The sequence below is a fragment of the Chitinophagales bacterium genome (assembly GCA_040877935.1).
Lineage (GTDB): Bacteria > Bacteroidota > Bacteroidia > Chitinophagales > CAIOSU01 > JBBDNB01.
Genome location: JBBDNB010000043.1, coordinates 40,876 through 57,783, shown reverse-complemented (window position 1 = coordinate 57,783; position 16,908 = coordinate 40,876). Strand labels below are relative to the sequence as shown.

Here is a 16,908-nt window from a genome sequence, read left to right as displayed (position 1 = left end):
AAAGTAATGCCTAATAGCCCAAAAACAAAAAAACCTCCAAATCCTGTAAAGCTTTCCCATTCTATGTGGGCACTGCTGGATTCCCCTTCCCCAAGGGGTCATGACCCCTTGGGTTTGAAAAACAAAAAAGCCCTCCAATTTCTTGGAAGGCTTTGTGATCGCGACAGGATTCCCCGCCCGCCTGAATGCGTTCGGGCGGGGAACCTGTGACCGTCTGCGGTTTTCAAGAAATAAATTCACTCAAATTATAAAATAAAAAAGGCTCCACACTTGTGAAGCCTTTTCGTGATCGCGACAGGATTCGAACCTGTGACCGTCTGCTTAGAAGGCAGATGCTCTATCCAACTGAGCTACGCGACCATGTTTTCAAAAATTAAAATAGTCAATGTAATGCTTTAAGATGCTCCCCGCCCGAACGTGCCTTTTCGGTACGGGCGGGTATCCAACTGAGCTACGCGACCAATATTTCAAAGCAGGATTAAAAACCTGCGGTAATCAAAAATTGCGATATCCAATGCAGACGATTCTCTGAATGTCTGCATCCAGACAAGCTTTGCTTCGTCTGGACTGAGCTACGCGACCATTTTAAAATTTGGAACTGCAAAAATAGCCATTTTCTGCCTCATTAAAAAAGCTTTTGAGGCTAAACACGGTAAATAATTGAGAATGTATTTTATCGAACAATATATCTCCTATCTTTGAGCAATGTTTATAAAAAAGATAGTCAGCTTCCTTTTGTCCCTATTTATGATCATTGCAGGTATAGGGCACTTTATCAATCCTGAAATGTACAATCCTTTTATTCCGGATTTTCTTCCCAAATTGGCGGTAAATTATATCACCGGTATTGTAGAAATTGCGTTGGGTATTGGTTTGTTAATTCCTGCTTTTCAAAAAATGGCCGCATTTGGAATTTTCCTTTTGATGTGTGCTTTTCTGCCCTTGCACATTATCGATGTATTTATTGAAAATCCTGCCATTGGCAGCAAAACAATGGCCTATATAAGGCTTCCCATTCAATTTGTATTTATCGCCTGGCCTTTATGGATATGGAAATCAAAGAAGTAGATTTAAATTATAATTCTTCCAGCATTTTTTCCATACGCTTTTTAAAAGCCTCCGGCACCGGAACTACCTTCCGACTTTTATAGTCAAAGGTGACCAGTGTACAAAAAGCATTGGCCACCTCTTTATCGCTATCTGCATGGCGAATACGATACACAACGCGATAAGCCTTAGAGAAAAATGCTGTAATTGTGACCTCTACAATTAAAGTATCTCCCCAAAATGCTTCTCCCTTAAATTGACAAGACATATCGCCCATAATAGAGCTGCTGCCTTCTACATCGGCCTCATCATATCCAAGCCATCTGAAAAAACGTACACGGGCTTCATCAAGCAGTCCAATGATTTGTACATTGCCCAAATGTCCGGCATAATTGATATCATTGGCACGGACTTCCATTTCGGTAGAAAACAAAAACTTTTCCGGCAATTCAATTTCCAGTTTTTCCATACTATATTTTAAGATACAGGCTCAAATACAAAGCCCAATTGGTAATTTGAGGTTTATCGCGATGGGTAATTCTCCAAATGGAATCTATGCGAATGACTTTAAAAATATTTTCAAAACCAAAACCCGCCTCAACATAGGGTACCGGATAGGCTACATCATATTCATTGAAACGATTGATGTACTTGTTTTCATCACGCAAATTCCCGTAAAAAACATTAGCTGTGAGTACCTCGCGCCATTTCAATTTTTTAATCCCCGGGATTTTATCCAAAATAGACCCGCCTATAAAATACTGGAAATTCAAGCTGACATACTGATCTGCCACAAACTCCAGTATATTCATATTGTTAAACAGGTATTTGTTGTGGATATAGGAAAAATTTCCCTCCGGTGATTTCAGCAATAAAAAAGGCAAAGTGCCATAAATCTTTCCTGCCCATAGGTTGTAATACATTGACATTTTCGAATTGAGCCGCACATCGCCCTGCATACCTACACTTACATCATGGTATTCAAAATCACTGTTGATTACATTTTTAAACCCGGATGTATAGCGTCCATGAAAAACAGGAAAGGAATTCTTCTTTCTAAATTGAGCAAATAGACTGCTGGCAGATGCTTCCCTGTTGAATGTGCCCGGCAATGGCCTGGACTTGTGCTGCCACCTCAGCGCAATTCCCGCTTCCGAAATTTTAACTTCATCGCTGAAACCTCCATTGCTTTCGTATAAAAAATCAAACCCAGGTGTAATACGCCTATGCCGTGCACTAAAATAGGCGGTTACATCTTTATGAAATTCAGTATCATAAACAATACTGTATTCATCTATATTGTAAAGCCGCTGCAGGGTATTGGGTTTTTGAATAATGGTAAATACATTGTCCTTATCCATTTCTTCTGCATGACGTGTCATCAGATCAACATCTGTCCGGGCAGAAATTGAAATCTTGTTCCAGGGCCGTTTTGAAATGATAAACTGAAATTCACCTCCATATTTAATCCTTTCATCCTGCAAGCCATAAGCTGCATATCCTCTGAGCAAAACCCGTTCGGAAAAATCGGTATTGGTTTTAAATCCAAGCCTGAATCGCCAACCTTCCAAAGCATTTCTGCTCACTAAAGAAGTAATTGCGCCAAGACCAATTCCACCTAATTTCACATAACCTGAAGTAGCGGTACGCACCAGGTATTCATAAACTTTATAAGTTCTCGTACGCTTCAGGCTATCGACCATATCGTAAATTCCCTGCTCGCTATGCTCCAAATCCATATGCCGCCTGCTTTGCCAAAATGAATCGCTACGTGCACCGGCCTGATCAACAATATTAGAAGCCTCAAAAGCATTGAATTCCTTTGATTTATGACTTGCATCAATTTTAATATCCTTATAACTTGTGGTTTTCTTGCCCAATATCTTGGCTTCAGCACCAATAATATAATTCATTTTCACTTTCATAAATTCGCGATCGGGCAACCACATTAATGTGCTGCTGTCATTTGATACCTGCATCATTCGAGGGGCAAAATGCAGCTTGAATTCCAGGGCCTTTACCAGCTCAATATTAATATCCTCCACCATTTCAGCCTCAATACTGGCAATAGCATAGTTTTTAATATTTACAATAAAACTGCCTCTGAAAGTATATTCTCCTTTTCTTTTGGGTTCAAATTCCATTTCAAAATGAGGTACGCCCTGTATGAATAATGTATCGTAAACATTAAGATTGTAGCGATACACATTCATCCCATAATCTGCAATTGGACTAATGAAGTTTTTGCCAAATACCACCATCAGATTATCATAGATATTGAAATTCTGATCCACATTAGACAAGAGTTTGGCAATAAAATCCTTGCGCTGTACACCTGAAACTCTTACACCCTGAATTTTTTCAGAAACTTTACGCGGATTGTTCTGCTTGTATATACTTGCAATATTTTCAATCATAAAGAGTGGCAATATTGTTGTGTTTTCATCTTCTAATGAATCTATGTACTCGGACAGTATCGGAAATTTAGAAATGATCAGCTTTTTTTGAATATCCTCAGGAGTGACATCAAGCAAATCAACTTCATATTTATTGTAAACTTCATAGCTAATGGCATCTAAACGGTGAATATCGTGATTGGCCTTATTCTTTATAATTCGCCTGAACAGCACTTTGGCTGGATCCATTTCTGCTGACACGCTTATCTCACCAATACTGATCTCATCCTGTTCTAAAGCAATTTTTAAATTATTGGGATTTTGATTAGCTATTGATAATGTTTGAGATTTATAGCCCATCGCAGATACGGTAATAGAATCACTGCGCTTGCTAAGTTGTAGACTGAATTTCCCGTCAACATCTGTTGATGTGCCAGTGAATTTTCCCGGAACTGTAATATTGCAAAATGGAATGGGTTCCCCACTTTTAGCTTCACTAACCATGCCGCTGATTACAATCTGAGCACTTGAAAAATGCAGACCTAATCCAATGCAGAATAAAAAAATAAAAATTAAGCGGCTCAATATTGATATCAAAATAACAGGAAAGTTCAAAAATAGAACATCTCATCAAAGAATACGTGTAATATTATTGTTTGTTTGTTGGGAACAATAGAAAGACGAAGGAGCATGTATAAATAGTTGTATGCCTAATCACTAAATTAAAGTGCTCTTAATAAACTGAGCATAGAAATTCTTTAGTACAAATTTTTTATAATATTTATAGAACTTAGTATAAGGCTATAAAATTTTCAGCATCTTGAAACTTTGCATTTTTTTATCAGACAAAAGCTGAAGGAAATAAATCCCTTGAGGCAATTCCTGTAAATCAATAATATTGGACATGGCTTTCAGCTCCCCTTGCTTGTAAACCCGTCCGCTTATATCCACCAGGCGAAAATCATACGCCAGTTTAACATCAATATAAAGCAGATCTTGAACTGGGTTAGGATGGATTTTAATTTTGCTCCTTATTGAAAACTCATCTAATTCCTCCACCCTTACATTTGTGGTATCACCTAAACTATCAGCAGTTGCACTGTATTTAAAATATACCGCTAATGAAAAAGCAGTGCAGCCGTTACTGTCAATTACTTCAGCCTGATATAGGCCACTTGTGTCGGGCAATATTGCCGTCTCATTTTGAAATTGATTCAGTTGAATGCTGTCATTATAATACCAGTTGATATTGCCGTAATTGGCCGGATTTACCAAAAAAACTGAATCAGCTATAGTGTCTATTAGCGGATTGGGCAAATCATAGAAACCAACTTCAATACTATCAGAATAATATACGCAACCAAAACTATCTGTCCGCTGCACAAAGAAAATCCCTGCTGAATCAGTGCTAATGTCCTGTTGATTTGAGCCATTGCTCCAAAAAACTGACCCATCTAATGTATCGCTCATAGAAAGAATAATGCTTTCTTCAGGGCAGGTGAAATTTGATGGCTTGGCACTTAACTGCGGTAAAAAATTTGTATCGGCTTTACTTAGAATTATATCAATTGAATCCTTGTTTACACAATTGTTGCTGTCAGTTATTTCTACTGTGTATATCCCAGATTCGCTCACCCAAAGTCTATTTACTCCAAGTCCTGACCAGGATACGGTATTGTAATTTCCCAGTAATTGCAATTCTATACTATCTATTCCGCAAAAGACAGTATCCGGGTAATTGAAAACAATATCAGCCGGATGGTTTACAGTAACAGAAATAGTTCTACTGGTATCTTTGCAGGCGTATTGATCTTCTACAATTAAATAATATTGGCCGCTGTTTTTTGTTTTGATGCTGAATGAAGTATCATTCGTTGACCATTTTTTTTTAAGCGTTGAAGTAGTATTGAGCACAATCGAATCTCCTAAACAAAATGTACTGTCACCTTGTGCCTGAAAATTTGCTTCCGGCAATGCATAAGTACAGTTTGTCTGAACCACTAGTCCGGTAGTGTTCTGAAGTGAAAGTTCAAAATCCGTCCATTTATTGCACTCCGTTTTTAAATGAAAATCCAGCCAAGGCCCCAAGACCGAAAAAGTGCGTAAATGCTGTTCTGCACGACTTATAAAACTGCAAAAAAGACAAACACTTGTTTCACCAAAATCACAAGCGGCATTCGAATTGGCAAATCCACAGTGGCTGCCCCCATCTAAAGTTATCAGGTATTTACAATCGCTTGCCAGGTTGTTGTACATATCAATTTGATTGCCCAAAGGTGGTGCTACATTGTCCTCCGAACCTGCAAAAACCAAAGCGGGAATATTTACGTTCTGGGCAGCAGCAATTGCAGAAACATTGGTTTCGGCAGCAGCAAAAGTAGCCATCACATTAATATTGCTGTTTTGCTCTGCGGCAAGAAAACTGCAACCACCACCCATAGAATGTCCCATTACAGCAGTTTTACCATTTATCTTTTGATAGAAAAAGGCATTTGGGTCGGTAGACTGTGCCTGGAAATAATCAGTCAAAAAACTCAAATCCTGTCCAAAAGCTGCATGATCGGGAAAAGGAATTGGGCCTACTTCCGTTTTAGGAAAAACCAGGATAAAACCTTTTGGTACAAATTCATCCACAAAATTCTGATAAGCACCAAAATTCATTGAAAATCCATGACCAAAAACAATAAGCGGAAAATTACCATTGGCTAACGGGGTATTGCTACCAGGCTGTGTTGCAGGATAAAAAATTTCTGTATCGATATTTCTTGATCGTTGTGGATCACTAATGCTTTGGCTGCTTTGTCCAATTGAAAAACTCTGTGCATAAAGATTGAAAGGTGAGATAATCCCAATACTAAGATATATACAGACAATACTGACAACAGAGCTTTTCATGAACTCATAAGTTTTAAATAATTAAGATAAGGAACTTGCACTTAAGCAAGCTTGAATACATTTTGCATTAACATTTATTGTCAAAAATTGTTTGTTGGTATTTTCCTTAACCATTTGCAGCAACTAACAGGAGGGTATAAAAACAAAAGGCGGGACTCAAATTGCTTTGAAATCCCGCCTTCAACAATCCGGCACCGTAGTGCGAATCATTGTCGAATTACAGTTATTACGGATTCCCATATTCCTGCAACATAAATGCTACAGGTTTTTTCGGGAAAACTTTAAAACTCATCTATCGAAATCCCCGGCTTGCACCGTTTCATTCAGTAACTCCAAGCTTTCGCAGGAGCGAGAAAATTCAGCCTTCTGAAGCTTACGCTTTTTCAATCTTTTCTTTCCGAAGAAAGAATCAATCCTTTAGCTTTCCTTTTCTCAGATGAAGATCAAAGCTTTCGGCTTTCGCCTCTACCCTTTATCTCTCATTCGATAGTATCAAAAGTAGATGTAAAATCCAGATGTACAAATCTTTTTGATAAAAATTAATACACAATATTCCCACTAGTCAATACACTAAAAATCCCTGTTTATTCACATAAAATATATAGATATCCACCGGTTTTTCGAAGAAATAAACATTTTGCGTAAAAGAGTTTGATTGCAAATAGGTTTATACACAATTGACTACAGAGATTCCGCAAAAAAAATCAATCGTGTAAGATATTTAATGCACTAAAATGCTACACTAAGCTGGTGCTTATACTTGTCAATTAGTTTGCAGAGTTTACCCATCTGAAAATTTTAAGAGCAGCATCATTTCTGCCCAAAAGTATCAGTGGCTTGTTCTGCTTATTCAATATTTCTATAAAACGGCAATCGCCATTGGCATAAAATCCAGACTCAGGAGCTTGTAAAGCAGTGAACCCACCATTTCCGTCACCTTCTAATAGAAGTCCCTTTTGGGCTGTATAGCTGCCCCTTTCGGTTTCTGTATGAAAAAAATTCCCCGCCAGTAAAATATCAGGATTACTGTCCTTATTATAATCCAATACTTGCATTGCTTTTACAGGGGCTACCTGTGCTGCTATTGGTAATTGATGAATTTTAAACGTTCCCTTTCCCTTATTTTCAAGATATACAGAAGCTGTTGTATGCACTTTCAAATGCAAAGCCTTATCTAATGGCTCTTTTCCGAAAATCTCTTCCATATCTGCTGAAGCAAAATCTGCATGTTTGTAATATTTTTTTGAAAACCCTGCAATCCTGTCTTTAAAAGTATTCAATTGTTTTACAGGATAAAGTCTTCCATCCTCATAATAGGCAGTAATTATATCCCTATAAGCATTTTCATCAAAATCAGCAGCAAAAATTTCCAGTGGAAAATCAGCACTGGCTTTATACCTGGTATTTAAACCCAAATTGCCAATCACGTAATCAGTTGAACCATTCTTATTGAAATCACCGGATACAATACAATTCCAAAAACCATTTAAACTGTCCCCCGGTAAAACTTTTGGGCTGACATCTTTAAAAAATCCCGATTTATTTTTGAAAAATTTCGGGGACATGTATTCTCCAACTACAATCAAATCAACATTGCCGTCCCCATCAAAATCTGACCAAATGGCATCACTAATCATACCTGCATTTTTAAGCCCGGGGGCCAATTGATCAGTCACATCCACAAAACGCCCATTTTCATATGCCAGCAAATAAGATTCCGGTGGAAGGGGATAATTTTTAGGTTTAATTTTTCCGCCTATAAATATCAATGGCTTTGTTGAATCAGAAGCTATATAATTTAGCTTCGCAACAGAAGCACTGCTGCGAATATCCGGTAAAATATTCTCCTGCTTAAAGTTACCATTGCCAAGGTTTCTGTATATCCTGTGCCTGTAGAATGAATCACCTTCTGCTTTTTCATTTCCACCGGAAGCAATCAGCAGATCATTAAGTCCATCACTGTTGTAATCAAAAATCAAAATTGCGGCATCTTCCTGCCATGCTTCATTTTCCAAACCAGCTAAAGTATCGCTCTCAAAAACTTCCGGACTGTTCTGATAAAAGATTGTAGTCGCCTGTGCCGCACCACCAATTACTACATCATCAAATCCATTGCCATTCAAATCGCCAATAGCTATACATGGCCCTTCGCGAGAATACATTTGCGGCATTAATGGGTTTTCTGCCAAATCATTGAAATTATTTTCTTTATGCAAATATTTCAAGCCTTTGATTTCCACTGCTTCAAAAGCTTTTTTGGTCAATTCCTTTTTAGGTGAATTTCTAAGTTGAGGATCAGTATATTCAATTTCGAGCAATTGATTGGCAGCAATATTTTTCACAATGCTTTGCTTGCCATTTGGCCAGCTAACAATCACAGAATCGATAATTTTTTGTGTGCCCAGCCCAAAATGCAATACATCCTCTGAAGCGGAATAAAAACCCCGACATGGCTGCAATTCCTGCATTTGCATTTCAATTCCCTTTTCAGCATAGTAATAAATATGAACTCTACTGTGCAACAAAGGCCTGCGTTCTGAGTCTGTTAATTTTACTCTCAAAAAATTATTCCCTGTTAGTTCATCACTTGTGTTTTTAAGAATCAGAGCAGGTGATTTGGCATTATTGAGAATTAAGTCAAGGTCACCGTCATTGTCAAGGTCGGCATAAGCAGCACCACGAGTGTTTAGAGCTTTTGAAGGCTGCCAGGTATCACTCCTGTTTTTAAAAGAAAGTGCTCCTGTATTGGAAAAAAAGAAATTCTTAAAAACAGGAGCTGTGAGAGTATCTCTTTTTTGAAGCTTGATGAGAAAATCTTTATCGGATATTGCCGGCAAAGTCTGACGAACAGAATCGAAAAAAAGCGGTGTATCGTGTTTGAAAAAATCCTGGTGGAAATAGCCATTTGAAATAAAAATATCTTTATTTGAATTGTTGTCAAAATCTGCAAGAAGTACCGACCAGCTCCAGTCTGTAGCGTCAGCATTAATCATTTGTGCTATTTCAGAAAATTGCAATTCCCCGTGGTTAAGAAATAATGTATTTCTAACTTCTTGCCTTGCAATATCACTATGAGTTAGCATATTATCCCAGTTAAAGAGCTTTTCGTATTTCACTGTTTTTTGGCGGTAATAATTCAGTGGGCGCATATCCGATATCATAAAATCTACAAAACCATTATTAGAAATATCAGCCGCATCCATCCCCATTGAAAAAAAACTCATTGTTTCCTGTATATCGCTCTTTTTAAAACTTTTTCCATCATTATTAATATAAATCATGTCAGGTATATCAAAATCATTGCTGACAATAAGGTCCGGCCAGCCATCATTATCCAAATCAGTAGCGGTGAGAGAAAAAGAAGTCTTCACTGCACTTCCGTCATTTAAACCCATTTCCAAACCACGCTCCTCAAACACTCCTTTTTCACGCTGCATAAAAAGTTTTACAGGACTTTCATTCTTCATACTCAATTCTTCCACACTCAATAATGCACTGTTGATCTCTGAAAAATCTACATCCCATGTGGACACAGCTATATCCATGAGTCCATTTTTATCAAAATCTGCAAGTGTCATTCCACTTACCGGCCTGTCCATAGATATATGAAAATCAGGATCGGTACAGAACTTAAAATCTCCTAAATTGAGATAAACAAGTAGCTTGCTTTCAGTTTCTTCCAAATTGGAAGTATTAGTTTTCATTTGATGAAGCGGATTGTTGGACACTGAACGCCTGCCCAAAATAATGTCAGGTTTTCCATCCTTGTTAATGTCATAAATCAAAACGGAAGTAGCACCTCTAACTGAAGGGATACCACTTTGACCAAAACGCTGTTCAAACTTTAAACCGCCCTTGTTTTCATAAAGTCCGTGCAATGAATCCCCAACAAGGAAAATATCATAGAAGCCATTGCCATTCAAATCGCCCACAGCCACTCCCCCACCTTCAATCCCGGCATGTGATAGCTTGCCAAACTCGTGTTCTATTCCGCTGGCTTTAGGATCGAGTATTTCAAATAAAAAACTTCGTTTAGAAAAATTGTTTTCGGATGAAAACGAAAAAGTGATACTATATGAAAACAGCAAAATAAAACATAGGCTGTATCTGAAATTCAATGACATAAAGTAAATTTAGCCAATCTTTTATCAATCCACAGAGAAACAAGTTTTACCACATTTTAAAATTTCTATTTTCTTTTTATTTTCTTTACTTTAGAATTAAATGATTCAAGGAAAAATGGAAACCAACACATTGAAAGAAAAAGACAAATTGAATTTCAGGTATTTTGATGAGGAAATAAGTTTACCGCTCGTTGCTGAAGCAAAGGAGGATAAAAGTAAAGCTGCACTTATCGAATGGATAGATCAAAACAAAGAATTTATCGACAAACAAATTTATAAGGATGGTGCAATTCTCTTTAGAGGATTTGACATCAACACTGCCCAGGATTTTGAAGATGTAGCAATAAAAATTGACCCGGATTTAAAAAACAATTATTTGGGAACTTCACCGCGCAACAGTGTTACAAAATATGTCTTTTCTGCAAGTGAGCTCCCCTCTCATTACCCTATCATGCAGCACTGCGAAATGAGTTTTTTACCCAACCCGCCCCGCAAACTCTTTTTCTTTTGCGAAACACAACCGGAACTGGGTGGAGAAACACCTATTGTTAATTTCAGAAAAGTATATGAACAAATGGATCCCGAAATCAGGCAGGAATTTGAAACCCGGGGTATTAAAAATATTAGAAATTATAATGGCCCCAACAGCAAAAGCAAATTTGATTTGTGGAAGCTCAAGCGTTGGGATGAAATGTTTTTAACAGATGACAAAAATGTTGCTGAGGAAAAATCAAAAGAAAATGGTTTGGAGGTAGTTTGGAAAGACAATGATAAGCTACGGCTAATCAATGACCAAGAAGCTTGTATTACACACCCGGTGACTGGCGAAAAAGTTTGGTTCAATCATTTGCAGGTTTTTCATCGTTCTGCTGCGGCTATAGAATACAAAAAGATCCACAAATTGCAGGGTAATTTGCGCTCCTTTTTCTACAACAATTTCATTTCCATAATGACATTCTTTAAAGAAAAATTCAGCAGTCCGATGGATCAAGCCATGCATTGTACCTTTAAAGATGGCTCTGAAATTCCAAGAGCTTATGTGGAACATGTAGAAGACCTTATTTGGAAAAACATGAGCGTTTTCCCATGGAAAAAAGGCGATGTAGTGGCTATTGACAATTACAGTACCAGCCACGGAAGACTCCCCTACGTAGGTGATCGAAATATTTTAGTAAGCTGGTCTGCCGAATAAACATCCCCCAAAGCACTTAATTTTGGAAAAACTTTCCGGGAATATTCAATTCAATGAAGAGAGTCTTTTATTGCTCAATATCTGCATAGGCTTTATACTTTTTGGAATAGCACTGGATTTAAAGGGTTCTGATTTTAAGCTTGTGCTCACTAGTCCCCGATCTGCAATTGCTGGCTTTGTTTCCCAGTTTTTGTTCTTACCTGCAGTCACTGCGCTTTTAATTTGGTTGTTTGAAATTCCTACCGGTTATGCCCTGGGAATGATATTGGTAGCTGCCTGCCCTGGAGGTAATATTTCCAATTTTATCAGTCATCTGGCAAAGGCCAATACAGCTTTGTCGGTGAGTATGACTGCCCTGGCAACTGCATCGGCAGCAGTTCTTACACCAATTAACTTTACATTTTGGTCACAGTTGCTGTTTGACAATTTAGATACAGAATATTTCACCCTAGATCCCCTCAAGTTGGCTGAAACGATTTTCCTGATCATGGCAGTGCCGATTATGTTGGGAATGGCTTTTAACTTTAAGTTTCCAAGCAAAGCGCTCTTGATTAAAAAACCTGTGCGTATTTTATCCATGATCATTTTTGTAGGCTTTATTGTCATTGCAATAGCTCAAAACTTTGATGTGTTTACGGCACATTTCAGCGAAATATTTTTGCTCGTTCTCATGCATAATGCCCTGGCCTACACAGTGGGTTTTTTAGTTGGTTTTATCCTGAAAGTACCGCTTGCCGATAAGAAAACCATTGTGATCGAAACAGGCATCCAAAACTCGGCACTGGGTCTGGTCATAATTTTTTCCTTTTTCAATGGCGCAGCGGATATGGCCTTAATTGCCGCCTGGTGGGGCGTTTGGCATGGTATTTCGGGAAGTGCACTTGCATTTATTTTATCGCGATACAGGTAGCGATAAAACATTTTCAAAGCCTGAGTTTTGCCAATAAATCCAAGATATAATCTCAGTTGAAGCTCGCGTCACCTGAGCATTGGCTCTAGCTTAGAATCAACCCATCCTGCATTTCCAGTTTGCGGTCGGCCATATTTGCCAGGTCTTTATTGTGGGTGACCAATATAAATGTCTGCTCCAATTCATCTCTCAGGCGGAAAAACAATTCGTGCAGTTCCTTTGAATTATTGGAATCCAGATTGCCTGAAGGTTCATCAGCCAACACGAGTGCAGGCTTGTTCATCAATGCGCGGGCAACAGCTACTCTTTGCTGCTCTCCCCCGCTCAGGGCATTGGGCTTGTGTTCCATTCGATTCTTTAAACCCAGCAAATCCAGCAATTCCTTTGCGCGCTTTTCCGGATTGGAAATATTTGCTTTGCCCAAATAAGCTGGAATCAGAATATTTTCCAGCGCAGTGAATTCAGGTAACAAATGGTGAAACTGAAAAACAAAACCGATCTTCTCATTTCTGAATTTGGCCAATTGCTTTTCATTCAGGCTGTCTATTGCTGTATTGTCAATTTTAATGCTGCCGCTGTCGGGCTTGTCCAGCGTACCGATGATTTGCAAAAGCGTACTTTTCCCGGCACCCGAAGCTCCCACTATACTTACAATTTCAGATTTTTCCACTTTCAGGCTTACACCTTTCAGCACTTCCAGTTCCCCGTATTTTTTATGGATATCCCTTGCTTCGAGCATTCTTGGATTTTATTGAATCAAAATGTAAATATACCGATCTGGGTTTTATCTATTGGTCTCCAAAGAGCCACATTTTTTATTTCTTTGCAAAAAATGAAAATCCGCTGAAATGAAATTTCCACTTTTCCGAAAATACAGCAATGAAAAGAGTTATTTTCAAATCAATGATGAAAACTCATTTACTGAATTGAAAAGCCTTCCCGGTGATCAATGGGAAACCAATGATTTTCATGCCAATAATTATTTCGACCGTCTGTATATCGAACAATTGATAGAAGCGGAACCCGCCCACTTTGTAGCCATAGAAGCGGAGGAATACAACAGCATTAAATCCAGGTTAAAAAAACCGGAAGCTGAATAAAATCCTGCTTAGGCAAATGCATTTATCCCCGTCACATCCTGCCCGGTGATGAGCAAATGGATGTCGTGTGTGCCCTCATAAGTAATGACCGATTCCAGGTTCATCATATGGCGCATAATTGAATATTCACCTGAAATGCCCATAGCTCCAAGAATCTGACGCGATTCACGAGCGATTTTCAATGCAAACTCCACATTGTTGCGCTTGGCCATGGATATTTGTGCGGGTGTTGCCTTGCCTTCGTTTTTCAATGTACCCAAGCGCCAGGCCAGCAATTGCATCTTGGTAATTTCGGTGATCATTTCTGCCAGTTTTTTTTGTGTCAGTTGAAAAGCTGCAATGGGTTTGTCGAACTGATAGCGTTCTTTGGCATAGCGCAAAGCCGTATCATAGCAATCCAATGCGACTCCAATGGCACCCCAGGAGATGCCATAGCGTGCAGAAGACAAACAAGTTAACGGACCTTTCAGTCCTCGTATTTCTGGAAAAAGATTGGACTTTGGCACTTTTACATTATTAAAGACCAATTCGCCCGTAGCACTGGCGCGCAACGACCATTTTTGCTTGATCTCAGGTGTAGAAAAACCTTCCATACCTCTCTCCACAACCAACCCTCGGATTTTGCCACTTTCATCTTTTGCCCAAACCACTGCAATATCGGCAAAGGTGGCATTGCTGATCCACATTTTGGCACCATTGAGCAGCACATGGTCTCCGTCATCTTTGATGGTAGTTTCCATTCCGCCAGGGTTGGAGCCGTGATTGGGCTCGGTCAGGCCGAAACAACCCATCATTTCGCCTGTGGCCAACTTGGGTAAAAACTTCTTTTTGATTTCTTCTGAAGCAAATTTGTAAATAGGATACATTACAAGCGAGCCCTGCACAGATGCGGTAGAACGAATGCCCGAATCACCCCGTTCAATTTCCTGCATAATCAGGCCATAGGAGATTTCGTCCATGCCTCCCCCTCCGTATTCCGTTGGGATATTCGGACCAAAAGCGCCAATCTCACCCAGCCCTTTGATCAGTTGTTTGGGAAATTCAGATTTTTGCGCATAATCGTCAATGATCGGGCTGATCTCTTTCTTTACAAAATTGCGTACCGATTCGCGCACCAGCTTGTGCTCATCACTGAGTAAATCATCTACATTGTAATAATCGTGGTGTTGGTAAAGGTCGCTTTTGTGTGATTTATTTTCATTTTGGCTCATACTGAAATGTTTTGTTGTTCAAAGTTACATATTTCAGTCTATCTGGTATTTGTAGAATGAAGAATGATTTTCCTGCTTTACTTTCCTGCATTTTTCATATATTCAAAAAAATGAAAGAGGAGCTTTTACATTTTATATGGCAGTTTCAGAACTTTAAGCAAAATGAGCTCGAAAGTTTTGACGGGAAGCAAATTCAAGTACTCAACTCTGGGCAACACAATGGCGATGCCGGGCCTGATTTTTTAAATGCCAGAATTAAAATAGATGACACGCTTTGGGCGGGCAATGTGGAAATCCATGTGCATCAATCCGACTGGCAAAAACACGGGCACCAGAAAGATCCAAAATATAAGAATATTATTCTGCATGTCTGTTATTTCATGGATACTGAAATTCCGGAACTCAATGCGCATGTGCCTACACTCGTACTCAATGGAATAGTTCAGCCTAGTCTGCTCGATAAATACAAAAAATTGCAGCAAAACAAGCATTGGATACCTTGTGCCAGAATGATCACCCCTGAGATTTTAAAAAGTCAAATGCCATTTTATGGCTTTGCACTTTGTATGGAGAGAATGGAAAAGCGTTGCGCTGAAATTTCTGAAATTTTCAAAAAAAGCAAATCCGACTGGGAAGCCACAGCTTATGCTATGCTTGCCAGAAGTTTTGGTTCGCGAGCCAATAAATTTGCCTTTGAGCAATTGATGCAATCCATTCCGTACAAAATCCTAATCAAACATGCAGGCAATATGTTCCAGCTTGAGGCACTCCTTTTAGGACAGGCAAACTTGTTACCAAAAGCAGCCAATGATTCCTATGTGCAAAAACTGATTGAGGAATATCGCTTTTTAAAGAAAAAATACAATCTAAAGGCAATGAAACGCGAAGCCTGGAATTACTCCAAATTGCGCCCCGCAAACTTTCCCGACTTAAAAATTGTGCAAATGGCACATTTCATTCATCAATTTCCACAGCTTTTCTCCAAATTCTTAGCGCTTAAAAATGCAATTGATTTCAGCAAACACACAAAAATTAAAGCCTCCTCCTATTGGGACAATCACTATCGTATTGATACAGCATCAAAAGTAAAAAGGGAGAAAATGCTGAGTCCTTCATTTCTGAACTTGTTAATTATCAATGCAATTGTGCCGCTTGTTTTTTATTATGGAAAGAAAAATGATAATTTAGAGATTAAAGAGTGGGCGTTAAATTTATTGGAGCAGATTCCCGCAGAGAACAATTCAATAGTAAAGCGCTGGGAAAGCTTGGGATATAAAGCTGAAAATGCGCTGGAAAGTCAAGCTTTGATTGGGCTTAAAAAGGAATACTGCGACAAAATACTTTGTCTAAAATGTAGAATTGGTGCAAAACTCTTCAATTCTTAATATATTTGGCTGAATAATTTTTCAGAAATGACAGATCTTAAAAGTTACCTACAATTGCGTTTTTACGGAGTCTGTACTTATCTTGGTGAAAAGCTGGATATGCCTTCGAGCAAAATCCGTTTGTTTTTTATTTACTCGAGTTTTGTAGCTGTCGGCTCTCCAATCATCATTTACCTTTCAATGGCTTTTCTGCTCAAGTTGCGCAATTATATTAAAGGACAGAGAAATCCGGTTTGGGATATCTGATTTGCTCTATACATCAATTGCTTTGCTAAAAACACAAAATTATGACTGAAAGAAAAATTCTTGGAGTCTGCGCATGGCTGGCTGACAAATTTGAAATAGATGTGAGTATCCTGCGCATTGTATTTGTTATAGCAGCCATTATGGGAGTAGGCTCTCCGGTATTGATCTACCTTATCCTTGCGCTTATAAAGCCTTCTCACTACTAAAAACCTGTGTCTTATGAATTTCGAAATCGACAAAAGCACTTACGAATACATTGAAAAAGCCATTCACAGCGATACCAGCCCTGTCGGAATTGATGCCAAAAAAACACATATCCTTATTCTGCAAAGACTGGAAAATATCAGCAAACGGCTGGAAAAACTTGAGCAGAAAATAGAGGAAAGCAGCAAGTAGCATTCA

14 protein-coding genes and 1 tRNA gene are annotated in these 16,908 nt (G+C 38.7%); 8 read left to right on the top strand and 7 right to left on the bottom strand.

What is annotated here, in order from left to right:
• Positions 1–286: 286 nt before the first annotated feature.
• A tRNA-Arg gene (locus WD048_11255) sits at positions 287–360 on the bottom strand.
• A gap of 387 nt (positions 361–747) precedes the next feature.
• Here WD048_11255 and WD048_11250 point away from each other — a divergent pair.
• Complete coding sequence (locus tag WD048_11250; GenBank protein ID MEX0812782.1) at positions 748–1,068, top strand: hypothetical protein; 321 nt, start codon at positions 748–750, stop codon at positions 1,066–1,068.
• 7 nt (positions 1,069–1,075) lie between these two features.
• Here the strand turns inward: WD048_11250 and WD048_11245 are convergent, their stop codons facing one another.
• From WD048_11245 to WD048_11230, 4 genes are all read right to left on the bottom strand, one after another.
• On the bottom strand, positions 1,076–1,516 hold the full coding sequence (locus tag WD048_11245; protein ID MEX0812781.1) for a thioesterase family protein: 441 nt from the start codon (positions 1,514–1,516) through the stop codon (positions 1,076–1,078).
• A 1-nt stretch (position 1,517) separates the two neighbouring features.
• Positions 1,518–3,947 (bottom strand): DUF5686 family protein, encoded by a 2,430-nt coding sequence (locus WD048_11240; GenBank protein MEX0812780.1) that lies wholly within the window; start codon positions 3,945–3,947, stop codon positions 1,518–1,520.
• 297 nt (positions 3,948–4,244) lie between these two features.
• Positions 4,245–6,338 carry a T9SS type A sorting domain-containing protein gene (locus WD048_11235; GenBank protein ID MEX0812779.1) on the bottom strand — a complete coding sequence of 698 codons (2,094 nt, stop codon included), beginning with the start codon at positions 6,336–6,338 and terminating at the stop codon, positions 4,245–4,247.
• Positions 6,339–7,105: 767 nt separating this feature from the next.
• A complete protein-coding gene (locus tag WD048_11230) occupies positions 7,106–10,462 on the bottom strand; it encodes a VCBS repeat-containing protein (GenBank protein ID MEX0812778.1) in 3,357 nt (1,118 codons plus the stop codon).
• Between the two features lie 100 nt (positions 10,463–10,562).
• On the opposite strand from WD048_11230, the gene WD048_11225 reads away from it, so the two are divergent.
• Positions 10,563–11,654 (top strand): TauD/TfdA family dioxygenase, encoded by a 1,092-nt coding sequence (locus WD048_11225; protein ID MEX0812777.1) that lies wholly within the window; start codon positions 10,563–10,565, stop codon positions 11,652–11,654.
• 22 nt (positions 11,655–11,676) lie between these two features.
• Positions 11,677–12,564, top strand: coding sequence for a bile acid:sodium symporter family protein (locus WD048_11220; protein MEX0812776.1), 888 nt, complete (start codon positions 11,677–11,679; stop codon positions 12,562–12,564).
• An 85-nt stretch (positions 12,565–12,649) separates the two neighbouring features.
• Here the strand turns inward: WD048_11220 and WD048_11215 are convergent, their stop codons facing one another.
• The gene (locus WD048_11215) at positions 12,650–13,303 is read right to left on the bottom strand and encodes an ABC transporter ATP-binding protein (protein ID MEX0812775.1); all 654 of its coding nucleotides are present in this window, start codon (positions 13,301–13,303) and stop codon (positions 12,650–12,652) included.
• A 109-nt stretch (positions 13,304–13,412) separates the two neighbouring features.
• Between WD048_11215 and WD048_11210 the strand changes: the two genes are divergently transcribed.
• A complete protein-coding gene (locus tag WD048_11210) occupies positions 13,413–13,664 on the top strand; it encodes a hypothetical protein (protein ID MEX0812774.1) in 252 nt (83 codons plus the stop codon).
• Positions 13,665–13,672: 8 nt separating this feature from the next.
• Here WD048_11210 and WD048_11205 read toward each other — a convergent pair whose 3' ends face one another.
• Positions 13,673–14,875 carry an acyl-CoA dehydrogenase family protein gene (locus WD048_11205; protein MEX0812773.1) on the bottom strand — a complete coding sequence of 401 codons (1,203 nt, stop codon included), beginning with the start codon at positions 14,873–14,875 and terminating at the stop codon, positions 13,673–13,675.
• A 110-nt stretch (positions 14,876–14,985) separates the two neighbouring features.
• Here WD048_11205 and WD048_11200 point away from each other — a divergent pair, with 110 nt between their 5' ends.
• The 4 genes from WD048_11200 to WD048_11185 are packed head-to-tail and all read left to right on the top strand — an operon-like array spanning position 14,986 to position 16,902.
• The gene (locus tag WD048_11200) at positions 14,986–16,260 is read left to right on the top strand and encodes a DUF2851 family protein (GenBank protein ID MEX0812772.1); all 1,275 of its coding nucleotides are present in this window, start codon (positions 14,986–14,988) and stop codon (positions 16,258–16,260) included.
• 27 nt (positions 16,261–16,287) lie between these two features.
• A complete protein-coding gene (locus tag WD048_11195; GenBank protein ID MEX0812771.1) occupies positions 16,288–16,506 on the top strand; it encodes a PspC family transcriptional regulator in 219 nt (72 codons plus the stop codon).
• Between the two features lie 41 nt (positions 16,507–16,547).
• Positions 16,548–16,712, top strand: a complete 165-nt coding sequence (locus tag WD048_11190; GenBank protein ID MEX0812770.1) for a PspC domain-containing protein — start codon at positions 16,548–16,550, stop codon at positions 16,710–16,712.
• Positions 16,713–16,725: 13 nt separating this feature from the next.
• Positions 16,726–16,902 (top strand): hypothetical protein, encoded by a 177-nt coding sequence (locus tag WD048_11185; GenBank protein ID MEX0812769.1) that lies wholly within the window; start codon positions 16,726–16,728, stop codon positions 16,900–16,902.
• Positions 16,903–16,908 lie beyond the last annotated feature (6 nt).

Excerpts from the sequence above, each read along its gene's own strand:
- WD048_11200 (MEX0812772.1), top strand. The coding sequence starts at position 14,986 with ATGAAAGAGGAGCTTTTACATTTTATATGGCAGTTTCAGAACTTTAAG.
- WD048_11230 (MEX0812778.1), bottom strand. The coding sequence starts at position 10,462 with ATGTCATTGAATTTCAGATACAGCCTATGTTTTATTTTGCTGTTTTCA.
- WD048_11205 (MEX0812773.1), bottom strand. The coding sequence starts at position 14,875 with ATGAGCCAAAATGAAAATAAATCACACAAAAGCGACCTTTACCAACAC.
- WD048_11190 (MEX0812770.1), top strand. The coding sequence starts at position 16,548 with ATGACTGAAAGAAAAATTCTTGGAGTCTGCGCATGGCTGGCTGACAAA.
- WD048_11245 (MEX0812781.1), bottom strand. The coding sequence starts at position 1,516 with ATGGAAAAACTGGAAATTGAATTGCCGGAAAAGTTTTTGTTTTCTACC.
- WD048_11185 (MEX0812769.1), top strand. The coding sequence starts at position 16,726 with ATGAATTTCGAAATCGACAAAAGCACTTACGAATACATTGAAAAAGCC.
- WD048_11250 (MEX0812782.1), top strand. The coding sequence starts at position 748 with ATGATCATTGCAGGTATAGGGCACTTTATCAATCCTGAAATGTACAAT.
- WD048_11235 (MEX0812779.1), bottom strand. The coding sequence starts at position 6,338 with ATGAAAAGCTCTGTTGTCAGTATTGTCTGTATATATCTTAGTATTGGG.
- WD048_11210 (MEX0812774.1), top strand. The coding sequence starts at position 13,413 with ATGAAATTTCCACTTTTCCGAAAATACAGCAATGAAAAGAGTTATTTT.
- WD048_11225 (MEX0812777.1), top strand. The coding sequence starts at position 10,563 with ATGATTCAAGGAAAAATGGAAACCAACACATTGAAAGAAAAAGACAAA.
- WD048_11195 (MEX0812771.1), top strand. The coding sequence starts at position 16,288 with ATGACAGATCTTAAAAGTTACCTACAATTGCGTTTTTACGGAGTCTGT.
- WD048_11240 (MEX0812780.1), bottom strand. The coding sequence starts at position 3,947 with ATGGTTAGTGAAGCTAAAAGTGGGGAACCCATTCCATTTTGCAATATT.
- WD048_11215 (MEX0812775.1), bottom strand. The coding sequence starts at position 13,303 with ATGCTCGAAGCAAGGGATATCCATAAAAAATACGGGGAACTGGAAGTG.